The 20,352-nt window shown below is 43.7% G+C and carries 15 protein-coding genes and 1 tRNA gene; 6 read left to right on the top strand and 10 right to left on the bottom strand.

Translation table 11 applies throughout. The features are described 5' to 3' along the window. Positions 1-5: 5 nt before the first annotated feature. From AC13DA_RS12480 to AC13DA_RS12455, 6 genes are all read right to left on the bottom strand, one after another. Complete coding sequence (locus AC13DA_RS12480; protein WP_007145380.1) at positions 6-419, bottom strand: DUF6782 family putative metallopeptidase; 414 nt, start codon at positions 417-419, stop codon at positions 6-8. 62 nt (positions 420-481) lie between these two features. After that, complete coding sequence (locus AC13DA_RS12475; protein ID WP_050797523.1) at positions 482-1,285, bottom strand: M90 family metallopeptidase; 804 nt, start codon at positions 1,283-1,285, stop codon at positions 482-484. Next, positions 1,282-3,915, bottom strand: a complete 2,634-nt coding sequence (locus AC13DA_RS12470) for a plasma-membrane proton-efflux P-type ATPase (RefSeq protein ID WP_284451999.1) — start codon at positions 3,913-3,915, stop codon at positions 1,282-1,284. Before AC13DA_RS12470 ends, AC13DA_RS12475 begins: the two co-directional genes overlap by 4 nt. Positions 3,916-3,948: 33 nt before the next feature. Beyond that, positions 3,949-4,845, bottom strand: coding sequence for a ribose-phosphate diphosphokinase (locus AC13DA_RS12465; RefSeq protein ID WP_284451998.1), 897 nt, complete (start codon positions 4,843-4,845; stop codon positions 3,949-3,951). Next, entirely contained in the window at positions 4,842-6,377 is a 1,536-nt protein-coding gene (locus tag AC13DA_RS12460) for a thymidine phosphorylase family protein (RefSeq protein ID WP_284451997.1), read from the bottom strand. Before AC13DA_RS12460 ends, AC13DA_RS12465 begins: the two co-directional genes overlap by 4 nt. 277 nt (positions 6,378-6,654) lie before the next feature. Continuing rightward, a tRNA-Ser gene (locus AC13DA_RS12455) sits at positions 6,655-6,744 on the bottom strand. 159 nt (positions 6,745-6,903) lie between these two features. On the opposite strand from AC13DA_RS12455, the gene AC13DA_RS12450 reads away from it, so the two are divergent. The 3 genes from AC13DA_RS12450 to moaA all read left to right on the top strand — a co-directional run bounded on the left by AC13DA_RS12450 (position 6,904) and on the right by moaA (position 8,875). Then, the gene (locus AC13DA_RS12450) at positions 6,904-7,575 is read left to right on the top strand and encodes a Bax inhibitor-1/YccA family protein (protein WP_007145375.1); all 672 of its coding nucleotides are present in this window, start codon (positions 6,904-6,906) and stop codon (positions 7,573-7,575) included. 65 nt (positions 7,576-7,640) lie between these two features. Then, positions 7,641-7,862 (top strand): YgaP family membrane protein, encoded by a 222-nt coding sequence (locus tag AC13DA_RS12445; RefSeq protein WP_431522811.1) that lies wholly within the window; start codon positions 7,641-7,643, stop codon positions 7,860-7,862. 5 nt (positions 7,863-7,867) lie between these two features. Beyond that, complete coding sequence (gene moaA / locus AC13DA_RS12440; RefSeq protein WP_273181661.1) at positions 7,868-8,875, top strand: GTP 3',8-cyclase MoaA; 1,008 nt, start codon at positions 7,868-7,870, stop codon at positions 8,873-8,875. Between the two features lie 2 nt (positions 8,876-8,877). Here the strand turns inward: moaA and AC13DA_RS12435 are convergent, their stop codons facing one another. From AC13DA_RS12435 to exaC, 4 genes are all read right to left on the bottom strand, one after another. Then, positions 8,878-9,300 carry a MazG nucleotide pyrophosphohydrolase domain-containing protein gene (locus AC13DA_RS12435; protein WP_284451996.1) on the bottom strand — a complete coding sequence of 141 codons (423 nt, stop codon included), beginning with the start codon at positions 9,298-9,300 and terminating at the stop codon, positions 8,878-8,880. A 5-nt stretch (positions 9,301-9,305) separates the two neighbouring features. Next, entirely contained in the window at positions 9,306-9,707 is a 402-nt protein-coding gene (locus AC13DA_RS12430; protein WP_284451995.1) for an RNA-binding S4 domain-containing protein, read from the bottom strand. Continuing rightward, entirely contained in the window at positions 9,707-11,671 is a 1,965-nt protein-coding gene (gene acs / locus AC13DA_RS12425) for an acetate--CoA ligase (protein WP_284451994.1), read from the bottom strand. Before acs ends, AC13DA_RS12430 begins: the two co-directional genes overlap by 1 nt. Positions 11,672-11,801: 130 nt before the next feature. Further along, positions 11,802-13,322, bottom strand: a complete 1,521-nt coding sequence (gene exaC / locus AC13DA_RS12420; protein WP_007145370.1) for an acetaldehyde dehydrogenase ExaC — start codon at positions 13,320-13,322, stop codon at positions 11,802-11,804. Positions 13,323-13,476: 154 nt separating this feature from the next. On the opposite strand from exaC, the gene AC13DA_RS12415 reads away from it, so the two are divergent. The 3 genes from AC13DA_RS12415 (at position 13,477) to AC13DA_RS12405 (ending at position 20,263) form a co-directional block, all read left to right on the top strand. Next, positions 13,477-14,397 carry an AraC family transcriptional regulator gene (locus AC13DA_RS12415; protein WP_007145369.1) on the top strand — a complete coding sequence of 307 codons (921 nt, stop codon included), beginning with the start codon at positions 13,477-13,479 and terminating at the stop codon, positions 14,395-14,397. Positions 14,398-14,480: 83 nt separating this feature from the next. Next, complete coding sequence (locus AC13DA_RS12410; protein WP_284451993.1) at positions 14,481-16,226, top strand: autotransporter assembly complex protein TamA; 1,746 nt, start codon at positions 14,481-14,483, stop codon at positions 16,224-16,226. 2 nt (positions 16,227-16,228) lie between these two features. After that, positions 16,229-20,263, top strand: coding sequence for a translocation/assembly module TamB domain-containing protein (locus tag AC13DA_RS12405; protein ID WP_284451992.1), 4,035 nt, complete (start codon positions 16,229-16,231; stop codon positions 20,261-20,263). Positions 20,264-20,352: the final 89 nt, after the last annotated feature.

Here is a 20,352-nt window from a genome sequence, read left to right as displayed (position 1 = left end):
CATTATCAGCGACTGCAAACGCCACTTAATAAACGAATGGCCATATCCACATCATAGGTCATTATGTGATGAGAACGTAAAAAACGTTGCTGAACCTGGTAGGCTTCACGTTCGAGTAGCATTCGTTGTTTGCAGTCTGGCTCTTCAATAACGGCATCATGCTGATATTGAAGGAAATGCACCATTTCATGAACGATATATCCTTGAGCAATCATGCTATCTTTAGTCAGCTTATCATCATAAAAAATCGTATTTTTTTTATCGTCATAATAAGCCAGAGCATTACATTCTTTACCCTCACATAAAGTATCTATTAACTGCTGATGATTAACGGCTTCAATTAAGGGGTGTTGTTCTGGCATATCATACTGACTAAAGTTAACGGCCATTAACAGTAGTGTTCCAATAATTTCTTGCATAACATCGTCCTTGTCAGCATGTTAAATATACGACTAGCGCTTTTAGAAACAGTTTCTGTTATTCATTCATTAGCTGATGCATGTTGTCTATTATGAAATTCTTCTAAATCGGGTGGTGATTGTCGGTAATAAGCCTCTAACTGCTTAAATAAAAGGGCATTATGTTGTTTCAACGCTTCTGGCATAGTAAAAAAGTATTCACTCAATACCGCAAAAAATTCAGCCGGATTAGTCGCAGCATAAGGATCCAGATAAGTGTGTTTATGTGCCGCCAAGTCACGTAATAAACCCTGCCAGGCAGCAGTTAATGTCTCAGTCCATTCCGGTAACGACATATCCGGGTGTAATGGCGGCATACCATTAGCCCGACCAGACAACATATCTAATTTATGAGCGAATTCATGAATAACAACATGATGACCTCGGTAGGGTTGCTGACTGTCATGTTTGATGTCTTGCCAGGAAAAAATAACGGGACCCCGTGACCATGACTCGCCACTTAAGCCCTGTGTTTGTCTATGAACGACGCCATTTTCATCTGTCACATCACGTTTAATCTGAAATGCGCCCGGGTAGAGAATGACTTCTATCCAACCATCGTAAGTATTGAGTCCTAAATGCAAGATAGCTACACAGGCCTGGGCAGCAACAGTGACGGCCATTTCTGGTGTGACCGTTAACCCTGCAGCCCCGGTAAATGTCTTTTTATGAATAAACAGTGTGGCCAACAAACGTATGCGGGCACGTTCGGATACGGATCTTGCCTGTATGAGGGGTAAATGCTTAGTGACTGCAAGCCACAAATCAAAGGGTATCGGATAGTGTTTCAGTACTCTGAGTGTGCGCCATTTACGAATAATATTCATGCAGGGAGTTTCGTTTTAGTTGGGGGCTGATTAAATAGCGAGTGCTGAATACCGATTTTGATGGCATTATCGATAACAAACCAGACTAAGGCATATAACCACATAAATCCGGCATATTGCCAACTTACAGCGGTAATAAAGATGCCGTTGACTGCCATCAATGTACCGAGAATTTCAGTGCCCAATGTCGCGGCTAATAATAGGGGAGATGGCCACGGCTTTTGCCAGAACCAACCATTATTGCGTGTGACAAAAATCGTACTGTGACCAGCAATAAGCAGTTTCAGAAAGATAAGGGTTTGTATTGTATCGTTATCTAAATTCTGTTCGCGCAGGAATAAATACAGTAAAAAAGACGCACAAACACCAGCAAGCCCAAGCGCAGATGAAATAATAAATAATTCATGCATATTCCACCTCACAGGTGTGGGCGACTGATAGGTATTATCGTAAGCGATGGTCAGAATAGGCAGATCATTGAGCAGTGCCAATAAAATAATCATTAAGGCAGTGATAGGGTAAAACTCGAATATCAGAATGCTCAAGGTCATGAACAAAATGATACGAATCGTTTCTGCGATACGGAATGTCGCGTAGCTTTTCATGCGTTCAAAGGTAAAGCGTGCCTGTTCTATGGCCTGATTAATGACGGATAGGCCCGGTGCGGTGAGAATAATATCTGCTGCTGCTCTTGCTGCATCTGTGGCATTGGATACGGCAAAACCGCAATCTGCTTTTCTCAGTGCCGGCGCATCATTCACGCCATCACCTGTCATGCCAACAATATGATCTGATTTTTGTAAAGCTTCGACGATCATGTATTTATCTTCTGGCAAGACCTCGGCAAAAATTTCGATGGATTCCAGCATGTCGAGCAGAGCAGACTCGTGTGTGTGAATAAACTCTGTTTCTAATAAGCTGGTATCGTAAATGCTTTCCAGATCGGTCATTACCTCATCAGCAAACTGTTTTGCCTGTTTGAAGGACACGTCGGGATTGAGTCGTTTATATATCGCCTGAGCCAGACCGGATGCGAGCTCTTTAATTTCCTGTCCAGATTTACCAGTGATTTGTTTAGACTGAACCGCACGTTTGTTTAACCCAAGCATATGACCAATTTCACGAGCGATAGCGATATTATCGCCAGTGATCATTTTTACTTCGACACCTCGCTCTCGCATTTCATCAATCACTTGCTTTGAGTCATCCCGGGGCGGATCGATGAGCGGAATGAGGCCAAGGAACTCATGTGGTTGATTCTCACGCTGTTGAGCCACAGCTAATGTGCGATAACCTTTACTGGCAAGAAGATTAATTTGTTGATTGAGTGACGTGATATCGTTATCGGTAAGGTTAGTGACCATGGCCATAATCACTTGTGGTGCACCTTTAAACACCTCCATTTTTTCGTCAGCTTTATTGACCGATGCTGAGGTAAATTTTCGGCTTGGGTCAAATGAAGTGAAGTGGGTTTGTTGCCATTGTGACCAGTCACTGTCTGCAAAATTATCTTTGATGTAGCGAAATAATGGAATTTCGATGGGGTCCGTATTTTCTGAGCGTGATGCTAAAACGGCCGCTCGCATAAGTGCTGCCTCACGGGTGCCATTGAATGGCAGAATGTCCATCACCTGCATTTCATTTTTGGTCAGCGTGCCTGTTTTATCGGAACAAAAAATATCGACGCCAGCCAGCTCTTCAATAGCGGTTAATTTGGTGACGATGGCTTTGTGTTTTGCCAACTTATAAGCACCCACAGCCATGGTGACAGACAAAACGGCCGGTAAAGCAACCGGAATTGCAGCGACTAATAACACCAAGGCAAAGCGGGCCAATTCAAGCATATCTTCATGGCGTGATAAGCCTGTGATAACAATCAATGTCACCATTGCCAGAGATAACAGAATCAAGAAGTGACCAATTTGTAACACCATCTTTTGAAAGTGGCTGTGTTCATTCTCGGAGGCCGAAGCAACTAAACTGACAACATTATTAAATCGTGTTTGCTGGCCGGTATTGACCACAATGGCATCCATTTCGCCTTGTCGAATGATGGTGTTGGCATAGGCAACATCGGTACTTCTTTTGCTGACAGGTAAGGATTCGCCAGTCAGTGAGGATTCATCTATAGATAAATAGTCACCCGTGACTAATTGCACATCAGCAGGGACTAAATCTCCCATTCGCAGACGAATAATATCGCCGGGTACGAGTTCTTGTGAGCGAACTGATTGAAACTTGCCATCACGTAATACGCGCACTTGTGTATCTAGCTGGCTTTTTAAGGCATTGAGGGCATTAAGTGCACGGTGTTCCTGGAAAAAGTCGAGCCCGGCATTGATAAGAAGTAGGACGCTGATAATGATGAAGTCTTCCCACTTACCAACGACTGCAGATAATATGGCGGCAATTTCAATCATCCAGGGAATAGGGCCCCAGAAGCGTTTCAAAATCCGCTGCAGGGTGGATTCTTCCTGATTGATGATTTGGTTTAGACCGTAATCTATCTGTCGTTGCCGCACATCGGTTTCAGACAGGCCATTTTTACTATCAACATTTAATAAACGGAAAGTGTCATCAACAGGCTGAAGGGAAAAATCGTCCGTGGCTTTTTGGAATAACGATGTCAATTTCTAACCCTCCATTTATGTGGTGTGTTGAAGCTAGTGGCGTAAGACGTCCTGTAAAGCGTTGGCGAGCAAATTGGCTAAGCTCACTGTATTGGTCGGATGTGGAATACTGTCACAACTATAGATATGTTGGATGCCTGCCGCGTTGAGTTGTTCTATTGCATCATCCATAAACAAGGCATGACTAACTAGAACGCTGACTGAGGCCGGTTGATATGGCATCAGCTGTTTAGCTGCTTCCAACAGTGTTTTCCCGGTACTGGCCACATCATCAACAATAATAATATCGCGTCCGGAATAGGCGCGTTCAGGCAAAGTGACCAGCACTTTATGATCACCCAAACGTTGTTTCTGTGCTACGGCATAATCAAAGCGAAAATGTGTCGCTATGTCTTTTACCCATTGCTCTGATTCGCCATCAGGCCCTAATAACAGTGGATTGTTAAAACGGGTCTCGATAAAGTCTGCCATCGGCTGAGTAGCATTGATATTAACAGCATTTTCTATAGGAATGGCTTCGCGTAATTCAGAGATGCGATGCAAATGCGTGTCTACTGTAATCACAGCATCAAATAAACCGGCCAGGAATCGACCAATAATGCTTTGGCTGACGACTTCTCCCGGATGAAAGGCTTTATCTTGTCGCATATAGCAAAGATAAGGTGCCACCAGAATAATACGTTCTACACCATTTTGGCGTAATGATTGTGCCGTTAGCATCAATTCAATCAATTTACTGTTGGGCTCGTTGAGGCTTCTGCAAACAATCACTGTTTCAGGTAAGTCGACCGGTAAGATTAACTGGCTTTCACCATCCGGAAAGTGATGAAGTTGAATGGTTTCGTATGGTATTCCACATACCATAGCCAGGGCTTTGGCCTGTTGCTGATAGTCTGAAAAGCTAATTAGCAGGGGAAGTTTTGTGCTCATAGTTTATCAATCTGGTAGCTGTTATCGAGGAGTGCGGCATTTTTGGCAAAGGTGAAATCAGCATTAAACTCAGCATAAATGGTGAATAATGCTTCACCTTTTTTGACTTTATCTCCGACTTTTTTATGTAAATAAATCCCTGCGCCTTTATCCATTGGTGCACCGGCCAAGCGAGCAATGGAGGCAATTTTCAGATTATCAATCGCTTTTACGATGCCTGTGTCTTGTGCACAAATATCACACTGGAGCTTGCCAACCTGTATGGGGGTGTTGTTGCGTCCCTGAGCATTGATAATGGCATTCATTTTTGTGAGTGCTCGGCCTGATTCAAGAATATCTCTGGCAACAGCGTAACCTTGACCGCCTCTGACATCGGGATCAAATTCGATAATTCTGCCGGCCAACTGTAAGGCTTTCTCTTTTAAATCGATGGGCGCGTTAGGTTCATTCCCAAGAATTTTCATCACATCCTGCGTTTCTAAAACAGGACCGATGCCTCTACCTATTGGTTGGCTGCCATCGGTGATGACCACTTCTAAATGTAATCCCATATTGTCACCCACATACTCAAACAGTTTGCGTAACTTAAGCGCTTCCATATGGGTATGTACTTTTGCTGAAGGCCCAATCGGTATATCAATCAGTAAATGTGTGGCGCCTGCAGCAATTTTCTTAGAAAGTATCGAGGCGATCATTTGCCCGGTTGAGTCCATAGATAGCGGGCGTTCAACGGAAATCAACACATCATCAGCCGGCGCAAGTTTTGCCGTACCGCCCCATGCCAGGAAGGCACGTTGTTGACTAACGATTTCATGCAAACGTCGCAGAGACAGATCGACGTTGGCTAAGACTTCCATGGTATCTGCGGTACCAGCAGGTGAAGTGATCGCCCGGCTGGATGTTTTAGGCATCAACATGCCGTGAGCAGCAATGATGGGCACGAGTAACATAGTGGTACGATTGCCAGGGATACCACCAATACAGTGTTTATCACAGACCAGATCTTCGCCCCAGTCGATCCGTTCACCGGTATCTACCATGGCATGGGTCAGATGCAATATTTCATCGCGCTCCATGCCTGTTTCAGCACAACCTACGATAAACGCCGCTGTTTCGATTTTCGAATAACGGTTATTCACGATGTCCTGAATAATATGTAAATACTGCTGATAATCGAGTTTTTCACCGGCTATTTTTTTATGAACAGATTTCAGTGACTCGGGCGGGGTAGCATGATTAATAAAGACTTCTGAGCCTTCCGGGATGCCTAATTGTTCATAGACTTGCTCACTTAGACCTAATTCATCGATATTAGTAATAGAAGCATCATCAACGACGTTGAGAACAGCGATAACAGGCTGAGTGCTATTAGCCGTGTGGATTTCTATTTTACTCAACGCCTGAAAGCCTTCGCTACGATAAAGTCCACAGTTCCGATGTAAATAAGCGACGTTTTCTTTGTAGGTATCGATAGCGACACACTTTAATTTCAGGGAGGGGATGGAAGTGGGTAGTTCCGATGTATCAATCATACTGGACTCGAGCTAGTAACTTAGTTCAAGCTTAATTGTTCGTAACAGAGTCGGTCAATCTGATTTGTTTGTATAACTGATCTATATCAGGTTTAGCAGAATAAGTAGGAGATAAGCTGTAATTTTGAAGATTTAAAGGCAGTTTCTATTGCTGGACAGCTAAAAGTTAAGGCCGGAGGCTATATCCCGGGAAAACCATCCATACTAAATTAGAGTGGATTCCTGAAAGCATTGAGCTGAAACAAAAAAGCCCCTTCGAAAAGGGGCTTTTAATGTATGGCGGAGAGTCAGGGATTCGAACCCTGGGTGGTCGTTAAACCACGCCGGTTTTCAAGACCGGTACATTCAACCGCTCTGTCAACTCTCCAGAGAGGCGAAATAATACAGATAATGGTTCGGTAACACAACCGTAAAAATAAAATTATTTGTAGATAGATAATATCTATTGCCATTTAGAACTTATCGAGTAGGATAGGTGTCATTAATGTAAGCTTTTCATCAACTGGAAAAAACACGGAGAAAACTGATGAATTATAACGCTGAATCAACTGTTGTTCGTTCGCAGCAGTCTGCGGTTCAAACCAATAAACTATTACGTAATACCTATAGTTTATTAGCCATGACACTATTATTTAGTGCCATGACTGCTGGAGTATCAATGGCACTCAACCTGCCACATCCTGGCATCATCATTACTTTGGTTGGGTATTTTGGATTACTTTTCTTAACTACTAAACTTCGTAACAGTGCTTGGGGCATCGTATCTGTTTTTGCTCTGACAGGTTTTATGGGCTTAACGCTAGGTCCGATTGTCAATGCCTACTTAGGTTTACCTAATGGTCCACAAATTGTGATGCAAGCTCTTGGTGGTACAGGCATTATCTTTATCGCTTTATCGGCTTATGCTGTAAAAAGTGAAAAAGACTTCAGCTTTATGGGCGGCTTCTTATTCGTCGGTATTCTGGTTGCTTTTCTAGCCAGTTTAGCCGCGTTCTTCTTTGAAATGCCAGGTCTGTCTTTAGCTGTGTCAGCGATGTTTGTATTATTGATGGCGGGTCTGATTCTTTTCGAAACAAGCCAAATCGTTAATGGTGGTGAAACCAACTACATCATGGCGACCATCACACTGTATGTCAGTATCTACAACTTGTTTGTCAGCTTGCTGCAATTAATTGGTGCCTTCTCTGGCGATGACTAATTGAACTATCTGGTTCATTTACTTTCTAATAAACCCCGCACTGCGGGGTTTATTTTTATGGTGGAATGGTGAAGAAAAATCTGGCTAATTGGGATCGTTGGTGTCGAATTATTGTCGGCACAGCTATAATAGCCTACGCCATCTATGACGGTAATTGGTGGTGGCTGTTGGGTGTTGGTTTATTAATAAACGCATTCACTGGTCGTTGTCTTGCTTACGGGATGTTTGGATTATCTACATGTGAAACATCATGTCAGGTCGATAAAGAGAGCAAAAAGAGTACATAAACAACATGGCTAAATTACCCACACAATTGATTGATCGCTTTGGACGTAAGGTGACGTATGTGCGTATGTCTATTACGGATAGATGTGACTTTCGTTGTGTGTATTGCATGGATGAAGAAATGACTTTCATGCCTCGGCAACAATTGCTTAGCCTGGAAGAAATCGTTTTTCTGTTGCGCGCTTTCTGTGAACTTGGTGTGGAAAAAGTACGTATTACCGGTGGTGAACCGCTGGTAAGACGTGATGTGGATTGGCTCTTTAATGAACTAGGTCAGCTTAAAGCTTCGACCTCGCTTAAAGAGCTGACATTAACCACCAATGGCTCCAAGCTGGAAAAGTATGCCCAGACCTTAGCCGATTCGGGCTTAGATCGTATCAATATCAGTCTTGACTCTTTAAATGCTGAAAAATTTAAGGCATTAACAAGAACTGGTGATCTGGACACGGTTCTGACGGGCATCGCCGCAGCAAAAAAAGCCAACTTCAAACGTATTAAATTAAACGCTGTCATCATGAAAGGGCGCAATGAAGATGAAATCATTGATTTAGCCCAGTTTGCTATTGATAACGATCTGGATATTTCCTACATTGAAGAAATGCCTTTAGGTCATGTCTCGCATGCTCGTGAAGAGAGTTATTGTTCCAGCGATGAGGTATTAGCCACGTTAAAAACCGTATTTGATTTACAAGCCAGTATCGCTTCTACTGGCGGTCCATCACGTTATTATCAGGTAGCTGGCACGACAAGCAAAATTGGTTTTATCTCACCACACAGTCATAACTTCTGTGATAGCTGTAATCGTGTCAGGGTGACGACAGAAGGTCGTTTGCTGCTGTGTTTGGGGCAGGAGCACTCCATGGATTTACGTGAAGTCATACGGCGGTATCCTGGCGATATGCAGGCATTGAAACAGGCGATTGTTGATTCCATGGACATTAAACCGAAAGGTCATGATTTTGATATCAAGGCTCAGCCAATTATTTTTCGGCATATGAGCGTCACGGGCGGCTAGTCTTAATCTTCAGATCGCTCTAATTGTTTAGCTGAGTTCCATAGACTATCTAACTCTTCCAGCGAAAAATCTTCAAACTGTTTACCCTGAGCTGTAACCGCTGTTTCCACATAATTAAAGCGTCGGTAAAACTTGGTGTTGCTACTGTTGAGTGCTTCTGCAGGATCAATATCCAAATGTCTTGCCAGGTTACAGCAGGCAAATAAGATGTCACCTAGTTCAGCTAAAAGCACTGATTTGTCAGAATGATGTTTGATTTCCTGACCTAGCTCATCAATTTCTTCATGGATTTTGTCTAATACGCCATCAGGATTGGGCCAGTCAAACCCGACTTCAGACGCTCTTTTTTGCATTTCTATCGCTAATTTAAACACATCTTTCTGTGTTTTTATTATCGAGCTAAGGATGAAGTCTTGTTCTGACATAACTATCAAGAGTCACGGGTAAATTTGATGATATTACGACGATCACGTTTACTGGGCCGACCTTTCTGTTGTCGGAAACCCAACGGTTCGTTTTTTATTTGTTCACGCAATAATTCGCGTTTATCACGGCTTTGAGGTGTTTCTTCATAAAGCTGTTCCGCTTCGGAAGCGGGGCGACGTTGCAGATTTAACCCCTGAATAATCACTTCAAATTCATAGGGTGGTTTGGAAATGGTCAGCGTGTCTTCAATACGAACTGTTCGACTGGGTTTAACACGTTGTCCATTGACGTGGACTTTGCCACCTGAGATGGCTTCAACGGCGAGACCACGCGTTTTATAAAAACGCGCGGCCCATAACCATTTATCTAATCGCTGAGACTCAGAACGAGCGTCCTGTTGTGCCATCAAGCCTTACCTTGCAGTTGTAACAGGATAGACTCATTTTCCAGAGTGGAGGTGTCTTGCGTAATTTCTTCACCTTTGGCAATAGTACGAAGTAAACGACGCATGATTTTACCTGAGCGGGTCTTAGGTAAATTATCTGAATAACGAATATCATCTGGTTTAGCGATAGGGCCAATTTGTTCACCGACCCAATTACGCAGTTCTTTTGTCAGCTCTTTATCCTCACCACCTTCAGGACGATCTCCTTTTAACACAACGTAGGCAAATACAGCTTCACCTTTCACATCATGAGGACGACCAACTACGGCAGCTTCTGCCACACGCGGATGAGCAACAAGGGCAGATTCAATTTCCATGGTACCCAGGCGGTGACCAGATACATTCAGTACGTCATCAATACGGCCCATGATCCAGAAAAAGCCGTTATTATCTCGTCTGGCGCTATCACCGGCTAAGTAATACTTACCACCGAAATAAGGCCAGTAGGTATCTTTATAGCGCTGATCATCGCCCCAGATGGTTTGAATCATCGATGGCCATGGTTTACGGATCACCAGATAGCCACCCTGATTGGCAGTGGTAATTTCTTCGCCTTCATCATTGACGATAGCGGCATCAATACCTGGAAGAGGACGAGTACAAGAGCCTGGTTTTGCATGAGTGACACCTGGTATAGGTGCAATCATATGCGCGCCGGTTTCTGTCTGCCACCAGGTATCAACAATCGGGCAACGCCCTTGACCAATAACGTTGTAATACCACATCCAGGCTTCAGGATTGATGGGTTCGCCGACTGTACCCAATAAGCGTAGTTTTGATAAATCATAGCTTTTTGGAATGTCATCACCCACTTTCATTAATGCACGAATAGCGGTGGGGGCTGTGTAGAATATAGTGACGCCATGACGTTGACAGATATCCCAGAAACGGCCGGCATCAGGCACAGTAGGAACACCTTCATAGATAACTTGTGTTGCGCCGGTGGCAAGCGGGCCATACGCGACATAAGTGTGGCCTGTAATCCAGCCTACATCTGCCGTGCACCAGAAAACATCTGAGTCCTGGATATCAAAGACCCAGCGCATCGTGGTGATCGCATTTAATAGGTAGCCACCACAGCTATGTTGAATACCTTTAGGTTTACCTGTAGAGCCTGACGTGTAGAGAAGAAACAATGGATCTGCCGCATCCATCCATTCCGGTTCACACTCAGCAGGTTGGTCTGCGATAGCATCTGACCACCAGATATCTCTGCCTGCTTGCATGGAAACGTCATGTTTTGTTCTTTGGTAGACAATGACTTTTTCAACAGTGTCACAGCCTGATGCTAAGGCTTGATCGGCTGTTTTTTTCAGTTCAACTGTTTTACCACCACGGAAACCACCATCCGCTGTGATGACCAATTTCGCTTGGGTATCTTCGATGCGGTCTTTTAATGATGACGCAGAAAAGCCACCGAACACCACGGAGTGAATGGCGCCAATACGTGCGCAAGCCTGCATAGCGATTACAGCTTCAGTGATCATTGGCATGTAGATAATGACGCGGTCACCTTTACCAATACCTTGTGCTTTCAATGCATTGGCAAAGATACTCACGCGACGGTGGAGTTCGCGATAACTGATATGTTCTACATCACCTTTTTCACCCTCAAAAATAACCGCCGTTTTTTCGGCATTTTTTTCAAGCTGACGATCAAGGCAGTTATAGGAGACATTAAGTTTGCCATCGGCAAACCAGCGGTAATGAGGTGCATTACTGTCGTCCAGTGTTTGAGTAAAAGCTTGTTTCCAATCAATTTCCTGTCTTGCTATGTCAGCCCAGAAGGTTTCATGATCCTGTTCCGCTTTTTTGTATAACGCATCAAGTTGTTCTGAAAGTAATGATGCCGTTTTTAGAAAGGCTTCACTGGGTGGAAACTGACGGTCTTCATGTAAGGTTGATTCGATATTATCTTGAGCCATATGCGACACCTTTATAAGTATTCTTTAGCTAAATTAACACAATACAATGATTATCAATGTGTGTTAAGCAGACATAAAAAACTCTCCCTCAATATTTATCGAGGGAGAGTTTTTGGGAGTGGTAAGGCTTCTAGAAGAAACCGAGCGGGCTGGTGCTGTAGCTAACCAACAAGTTTTTCGTTTGTTGATAATGCTCAAGCACCATTTTGTGGGTTTCACGACCAACGCCAGATTTTTTATAACCACCGAATGCCGCGTGAGCAGGGTACATGTGGTAGCAGTTAGTCCATACACGACCCGCCTGGATGCCACGCCCCATGCGATAAGCCAGATTCATATCTCGGGTCCATAAACCTGCACCAAGACCAAACTCTGTGTCGTTAGCGATTTCTAGTGCTTCCGCTTCATCTTTGAATGTGGTCACAGAGACAACCGGGCCAAAGATTTCTTCCTGGAAGATACGCATCTTGTTGTGGCCTTTCATCAATGTAGGCTGGATGTAGTAGCCATTCTCAAATTCGGCACCCAGTTGCTCTACAGCGCCACCCATTAATACTTCAGCGCCTTCCTGACGACCAATATCTACATAGCTCAGAATCTTATCAAATTGCATTTGTGAAGCCTGAGCACCGACCTGAACTTCAGTATCTAATGGATTACCACGCTTAATCTTCTTAGCACGATCCATAACAATCTTGATGAAATCGTCATAGATGCTTTCTTGAATAACAGCACGAGATGGGCATGTGCAGACTTCACCCTGGTTAAAGAAGGCCAGTACTAAACCTTCAGCACACTTATTAATGTAGTCTTCTTCTTGCTGCATAATATCTTCGAAGAAGATGTTCGGTGATTTACCACCTAATTCAGTTGTTGATGGAATAATGTTTTCCGCTGCACGTTTCATGATATGCGAGCCAACCGGTGTTGAACCTGTGAAAGCAATTTTGGCAATACGTGTGCTTGAAGCTAATGCTTCACCAGCAACGCGGCCCATACCGTTAACGATATTCAGTACGCCTGGAGGTAATAAATCACCAATCACTTCCATCAATTTAAGAATGGAAACAGGGGTTGATTCTGCTGGTTTCATGACGATGCAGTTGCCAGCAGCTAATGCTGGCGCCAGTTTCCATGCAGCCATTAACAGTGGGAAGTTCCACGGAATAATTTGACCAACCACACCCAGAGGTTCGTGGAAGTGATAGGCCACGGTCGTTTCGTCGATTTCCCCCATGGTGCCTTCTTGAGCACGAATACAGCCGGCAAAATAACGGAAGTGATCAGCGGCGAGTGGAATATCAGCATTTAGTGTTTCACGGACAGCTTTACCGTTGTCCCAGGTTTCAGCCACGGCGAGCATTTCAAGGTTTTCTTCAATGCGATCGGCGATTTTTAACAGAATGTTGGAACGTTGTTGAACAGACGTTTTCCCCCAGGCATCTTTCGCTGCATGCGCAGCATCTAATGCCAAATCAATATCTTCTGCAGTCGATTCTGGAATCTCACAGATGACTTCACCTGTTACAGGTGTGGTATTCGTAAAATATTGACCTTTTACGGGCGCAACCCATTTGCCCCCAATAAAGTTTTCATAACGCGATTCAAAACTGACGACAGCGCCTTCAGTACCGGGTTTTGCATAGATCATAGTCTTTCTCTCTTTGCTTATGGTTATAGTATGAACATAAAGATACAGGATAATTCCATGACTGGCAAGTGTGTTTGACTGAAAATCTCAATCACTTGACTGAGAGTCCAGAACCATTCCAAAAATATTTTGTAATTTGGTATAAGATATCCTAATGAAAATTGAGAAACTCTCGCTGGTAAAACGGCGTGAAAAACGACAATTATTGACGGAAAATAAAGTTCAGTTCGCTGGCCCGGAGTCAGAACTGAGCATTTATGACACGTATCGCGCAGCCAGCAGAGTGGGCCTTGAAGCACAACAATTACTCTACTGTGGCATGGTGAGTGGACGCAAAGTCATGCATAGTCCGCACAATAACGATGGCGAACTTTTTCTTCCGCATGAATCTTATGTTGTCCCGCCAGGTGAACACGTAGAAATTGATTTTCCTGATGCCAATGAGACTGCACCAACCACCTGTCTGACCATTGAAATATCCAAAGACAGAATTGAACGGTTGTCCGAACGAATGCGTGATCTTATTGTGCTGGATGCCCCGAATCACGAATGGGAATATCAACCTAAAATCATCCATAAGCATCACACAGGTGATACCCAGTATTTGCTGGAAAAAATGGTTTCCTTATATACACGTAACGATCCAGACAAAGAAATCATGTTGGATCTGAGTGTGACAGAGTTAGTGATCAGACTGCTCAGGGAGCAGGGGCGTGATGTTTTATTAAGTTATTGTCAACAGTCCCCAGATGCTACAGGTGTCACCGCAGCGATTCACTATCTTGAGCAAAATATCGCCAATCCACTGGATGTTGACCAGCTATGCCGTAAAGCGTGTATGAGTCGCAGCCGTTTATACGTTGAGTTTAAAAAGCAGTTGGGTTGTACGCCGGGTGAGTTTCAACAACAAATTCGTTTAAAAGCCGCTGCTGAGGCAATTCAGTCCGGCAAAAGTGTGACCGATGCCTGTTATAGTTTTGGTTTTAGTGACCTGAGCCACTTTAGTCGTCGATTCACTGGTTTCTTCGGTTGCGCACCAAGTGTTTACCGTCAAAAATTTATCCAAAATAAATAAAACACCTCTTTGTTAGTGAATGACAAGCAATTATTGCTGTCATAATAGTTGTCCATCATTTTTACTTCCAGCACGAGATTACTTTGCCTGCAATAGCCTTTATTCACAGACTATTCTTTATTTTCTTACTGTTCTTCAGTTCAGTACTTCTTGCTGATCCCATTAAATTAACTGTAAAAATCAATGGTGTGGATGCTTCAATGGCAAAGACCCTGCTCAACGGGCTCTCTATCGAAAAACAAAAAGAAAGTGAACGCCTGAATAAACGTTATCTGGAAAAATTACATAAATCGGCACCTGAAGAATTACGCACGATGTTAACTGTATTTGGTTATTACCAGCCAGAAATCAGCAGTGAACTCTCGCTCGATAAAGACAATTGGCAAGCTACTTACACCATCGATTTAGGTGAACCGGTTAAGCTGGCATTGGTTGACATCGCGTTTAATGGCGAAGCTGCAGAGGATGCAGAGTTTATAAAACTAAAGAAAGCGTTCCCACTTCAAAAAGATCAGCAACTCAATCACCAACAGTATGAAGCCGCGAAAAAATCAATATTAACCTTGGCTATGAGCCGGGGCTATTTTGATGGAAAGTTGACCCAAGCATCAGTTGAAGTCGATGTACCAAATCATATCGCCAATGTTTATCTGCATTATGACTCTGGTGTGCGTTATCGCTTTGGTAAGACCTTATTCCCGGATACCGTTGTTGGCGAGCCATTATTAGACAGGTTATTACCTTATAAGGAAGGTGAACCCTATTTGGATAACAAAGCATTAACACTGAGAAAAAATCTCACTAATAGTGGTTACTTTGATTCTGTGTCAGTTCGTACCCAGCGCGCTGAAAGACAAGATGGACAAGTACCCATCGATATCTCATTGGAAGAAAAACCAAAACAATTGTATACGGCTGGTCTTGGTTATGGCACTGATACTGGAGCAAGATTAAGTCTTGGCTGGGAAAATCGTTATGTGAATAAACGTGGACACCGATTACAAGCCGATGCACGTTTATCCCAAGTCACCAATACATTAAGTGCAGATTATGTGATGCCATTCTGGAGTGAAACGATTAATACTGTTGGCTTCAATACAGAATATAAACAGCAAGATACCGACACCAGTGAAAGTGAATCCTTTGCGGTTGGTAGCTACTATAAACGTGAAAGATGGGGCTGGGATGAAACCGGCTCAATTAAATTCTTACAAGAAGATTTTGATATTTCCGATGAAAGTGAGTCGACTTTTTTACTTATTCCCGGCATATCCTGGAGCCGTACCTGGGCTGACAATACCATTTATACAAAACATGGTGCGCGTTTATCCCTGACACTCTCTGGTGCATCTGAATCATTATTATCTGATATTACCTTTGGTCAGATTGTGGTCAGAGGCAAACTGATTCAGGCTTTTGGTGAGAACAGTCGCTTTATCACCCGGGGCTCAATTGGGGCAACCGAAGTGAGTGACTTTGAACGATTACCCAGCTCTCTACGTTTCTTTACTGGCGGTGACAACAGTATCAGAGGGTTCGATTACCAGTCACTGGGGCCTGAGAATTCAGAAGGTGATGTGGTTGGTGGACGCTATCTGGCTGTGGGTAGTGTCGAACTTGAGCATATGTTTCTAAAGGATTGGGGGGCGGCTGTTTTTTCTGATTTTGGTAATGCGTTTAATAGTTTTAGTGATCCCATTGAATATAGTCTGGGTGTCGGTATTCGCTGGCGCTCCCCAGTAGGATTGATTCGGGTTGATTTGGCGAAAGGCCTGTCAGAGAAAGATGAACCGATTGCTCTGCATATTGTGATTGGGCCGGATTTATAATCATGCGCAAGAAAATTGTTTTCGCCATCATTTTTGTCTTTGTGGCTTTCCTTGCAGGGATGGTCTGGTTGCTCACCACCCAGTCGGGTCTGAATACTACACTCAATATCGTTAACAAAATGGTTCCGGCTTTAAAAGTGGGTGAAGCCAAAGGCGAATTATTTGGCGAGCTTGTTTTGTCAGATATTGAGTATCAGCCAGAACAGGCAACAGCTATTGCTATTGAACAACTGCAATTTAGTTGGAGGCCTGCTGAATTAGTTAAGCGCCATTTACATATCCAACGATTAGCTGTCCAGGGGATAACGATAAGCCCGGTTGAGCAGGTTGAGAAAGCCAGTGATGTAAATGCTGAGATTATCTTACCGGATATTGTCTTACCAGTTCGAATCACGCTGGACCAACTTATCATCCGAGATGTGACGTTAGATAATGCCTCAGCAAAAACGACCTTAGTTGAAGAGGCTCAACTCAAAGCAGAAACGATATCTGATGAATTGGTGATACAGACCTTATCGCTATCGCAGCAAGATGGGCAGTTCCAGCTTGATGGTCGTATTGGCTTAGCTGGTCGGCATGCTGTTAATCTGAATTACCATGTCGATTTGTTGAAGGTTTTGCCTGAAAAGTTGACGATAAACGGTCAAATAACGGGTAACCAACAGCAACTTGTACTGACTCAACAGATTCAGCAACCACTCAGATCAGAACAAACACTGGTCGTTAATGATCTGACCTCTTCTCTGAGCTGGATTTTGACAACATCAGCACAAGCCATTGATGTCAGTAAGCTGGTGCCTGAACAGGAATTGCAGCTTGATAATGTCAACCTACACGCCGAAGGTACGCTGACAAGGCTGAAAAGTTCGCTGCAAGCGACGGTGAAACGAGCGGATATACCGGCTATCGATATTGATGTGAGTGCTGACAGTGAAGATATGGCTGAATGGTATATTCAAGCAAAAGCACAGCCAGATAACGAAAAAATAATCACGCTGTCAGGCAAGGTCAATACGGACACCCCTGACATAGCCTTTGATCTTAAGGCCCTATGGCAGCAACTACAGTGGCCATTACAAGGGGATAAGGTTCTGGTCAAAAGCGAGCATGGAGAAGTCAATATCACAGGGTCGATGAAGGATTATCAGGCCAGTATTAACACTGTAGTGACCTATGAAAATGCACCTGTAACACTGATGGCTATGATACAGGGAAATGACACATCCGCCTCGCTCAAGCAACTGAATATTGACGGCTTTGACGGTAAGATAACTACTCACGGCCAAGTTGACTGGTCATCAAGTCCGATAAATTATGATCTCGCTGCAAATTGGCAGCATTTAAGACTGCCAGCATCATTATCTGAAGTGGCCGTTTATATAAAACAAGGCCAGTTAAGCTTGTTGGGCAATACCGACACAATGACGTTACGCTCAGAAACCGATCTAACGGTGAATGATGTCGCGATGACAATCAATGCCAGCGGTGATGGCAAAACAGATATTGGTTTTGAGCAAAGTCAGTTACATATTCAATTAGGTAAAGGCGAAATTGATTATCAGGGCAGACTCGCCTGGGCTGGTGAATCACTAGTGGATGGTCATTTGACGGTAAATCAATTTAATCCGGGCATTATTTTGCCAGAATGGCCTGGATCGTTATCTGGTCAGGCACCACTTATCGTTAGTCAAACAGATAATCAGCTGAATGTGGTACTGGATACTTTAGAATTATCAGGTTCTTTAAGACAGAAACCTTTGGCTATTGAAGCAAAACTCAGCTCTAAGGCCAACGATGTGTTGATTGAACATTTTTCTGCGAGATCGGCAGAATCCACACTTTCAGTGAAAGGAAAGCTTCAGCAAGATCTGATGAACGTTAACTGGACACTGAACTCACCTGACTTACAAGATTTTTACCCGACCCTGAAAGGACGTCTTAATGGCTCAGGCAGTTTGACAGGCAGTCTTGAGCAACCACGTATTCTTGCTAATGTTGACGGAAAGTCGTTAGCTTTTGATACGACAAAAGTCGAAGCTATTAATGGGGATATTGACTTCACTCTGCAAGCGAATGCCAATATTGATAGCCGCGTTACGCTCACAGGACTGACCTTATCAGAGCTGTTGATTGATCGGGTTGATCTTGATGTCACGGGGAAACAGCAATCACATCAGATACAACTGAACCTGGCATCGAAAGCGATAAATATTGATGTCGCTGCTGATGGGCAGCTAAATCAATCCACTTGGACAGGACAATTCCGCCAGTTTGACTTTGGTAATGACCAGGCAGGTGTTTGGCATCTGACTCAACAAGGCAAGTTAATGCTGAATGCGAAACAGCAAGATATTCCTCGTCATTGCTGGCAGTCTGAGAAAGGCAATTTATGTATTGCAGCCAGTCACTCTCAGGATCAATGGCAAACCTCAGGTGACTTTGCAGAATTACCATTGAGTTTATTTGAACAATTTTCTGCTGAGTTAGAGCAAATAAAAGGCCAGCTCAAAGGGCAGTTTGCACTCGCAGGAGATAACCATAATGTCATAACCGGGAATGGCAAAATTCAACTGGAAAATGCCTCTGTTCAACTGAATCAGTCTGAGCTCAATCAGAAACAAGCTATTGTATTGAAAAATACTTTTATTGAGTACCAATTAGATAAAACGCACACCACAGCAACACTTAATCTGGAGCCGCAAATCGATGGTGTGTCCGCTATCAACGCCCATGTTGAAACGGCAAGTATCGATGTCTTAATGGCTGATGCCAGCCAGGCAGCTTTAACAGGTGAAGTAAGAACGAATATAGAAAGCCTGGCTGCTCTGCAATTAACGCATCCGGCGATAGAAGGGCTTAAGGGAAAGTTTAAGCTCAATATCGATATCGGCGGCACCATTGCTCAGCCTGAAATTTTAGGTAAGGCACAGTTAGAACAGGGTGAGGTCAGTATTATTGATGCCGGCATCCTATTAAAGAATATTCAGGCTGAGATTAACGGTAATCTGAATAAGGTGGATATGACATTAACGGCCGATTCAGGTGAAGGTAAACTGAATGCTACCGGTAGCTATGCCTTAAATGAAACCGGTTGGGAGCTCAAGGCGAACGTCAGTGGTAAGCAACTGGAAGTGATGAATACCCCCGAAGCGTTAGTCATTGCTGAACCTGATATGACTATTCTGGTTACCCCCGAGCTGACCAAGGTTACCGGTAAAGTGGCTATTCCAAGAGCATTAATTGAACCCACCCGGTTTAATTCATCAGTGAGCCCGAGTGCGGATGTCCGTGTTATTTCAAATAACACCACAGAAGAGCAGCCCGAATCACAAACGCAGGTAGATCTCACCGTCAGTCTGGGAGATAGGGTTCAGCTAAAAGCGTTGGGTTTCCAAGGACGATTAACTGGCGATCTGCACGTTTCAGGTAATCCGAGTGATGTATTAATCGGCAATGGTCAGATTACGATTAAAGACGGCAGTTATGTCGCTTATGGTCAGTTGTTAAAAGTGGATAATGGCAAAATCCGCTTTTCTGGTCCCATTGATAATCCTGAACTGGATATTAAAGCCGTCAGGCAAGGAAAAGAGGTCACCGCTGGTTTATACATCGAAGGTAATGTCAGCTCACCTCAGGCGACCTTGTTCTCTGACCCAGATATGAGTCAGGATAATATTTTATCGTATTTGATTTTGGGCAAACCCATAGAACAAGCAAGTGCAACCGATGCCGCCTTACTCGCTTCCGCAGCAACGGGAATTGGCCTGCAAAATGGGGCGATGATAGGGGATGATATTGCCAATACCTTTGGTCTGGATGAGTTTTCTATTACTGGTGACAGCAAGGAAAATGCAGCACTGACCATTGGTAAGTATTTATCACCAAAACTTTATCTGAGTTACGGTATTGGTGTGTTCGATTCCGTCAGTAGTGTCGAGCTGCGTTATCAACTTAGTAAAATATGGTCGTTAAAAGCCGAGTCAGGCACAGAAAGTGGGGTAGATTTACTTTATACCTATGAACCTAAAAAAGACTAGAGACAAAAAAGCCCCGGTTAACGGGGCTTTTTTTTGCGTATGAGGTCTTGGAGCATCAATCCTGATGCCTAGAACAACGCCTTAATATC

The organism is Methylophaga sp. F-2 (assembly GCF_056859315.1).
The sequence above is the reverse complement of the archived record's forward strand: the minus strand, read 5'-3'. Positions and strand labels throughout refer to the sequence as shown.

Bases quoted from the DNA above. Each gene is read 5' to 3' on its own strand.
- AC13DA_RS12405 (WP_284451992.1), top strand. From the start codon at position 16,229: ATGCGCAAGAAAATTGTTTTCGCCATCATTTTTGTCTTTGTGGCTTTC.
- AC13DA_RS12435 (WP_284451996.1), bottom strand. From the start codon at position 9,300: ATGTCAGAACAAGACTTCATCCTTAGCTCGATAATAAAAACACAGAAA.
- AC13DA_RS12480 (WP_007145380.1), bottom strand. From the start codon at position 419: ATGCAAGAAATTATTGGAACACTACTGTTAATGGCCGTTAACTTTAGT.
- AC13DA_RS12460 (WP_284451997.1), bottom strand. From the start codon at position 6,377: ATGATTGATACATCGGAACTACCCACTTCCATCCCCTCCCTGAAATTA.
- AC13DA_RS12415 (WP_007145369.1), top strand. From the start codon at position 13,477: ATGAAAATTGAGAAACTCTCGCTGGTAAAACGGCGTGAAAAACGACAA.
- AC13DA_RS12430 (WP_284451995.1), bottom strand. From the start codon at position 9,707: ATGGCACAACAGGACGCTCGTTCTGAGTCTCAGCGATTAGATAAATGG.
- acs (WP_284451994.1), bottom strand. From the start codon at position 11,671: ATGGCTCAAGATAATATCGAATCAACCTTACATGAAGACCGTCAGTTT.
- AC13DA_RS12445 (WP_431522811.1), top strand. From the start codon at position 7,641: ATGGTGAAGAAAAATCTGGCTAATTGGGATCGTTGGTGTCGAATTATT.
- AC13DA_RS12450 (WP_007145375.1), top strand. From the start codon at position 6,904: ATGAATTATAACGCTGAATCAACTGTTGTTCGTTCGCAGCAGTCTGCG.
- AC13DA_RS12475 (WP_050797523.1), bottom strand. From the start codon at position 1,285: ATGAATATTATTCGTAAATGGCGCACACTCAGAGTACTGAAACACTAT.
- moaA (WP_273181661.1), top strand. From the start codon at position 7,868: ATGGCTAAATTACCCACACAATTGATTGATCGCTTTGGACGTAAGGTG.
- AC13DA_RS12465 (WP_284451998.1), bottom strand. From the start codon at position 4,845: ATGAGCACAAAACTTCCCCTGCTAATTAGCTTTTCAGACTATCAGCAA.
- exaC (WP_007145370.1), bottom strand. From the start codon at position 13,322: ATGATCTATGCAAAACCCGGTACTGAAGGCGCTGTCGTCAGTTTTGAA.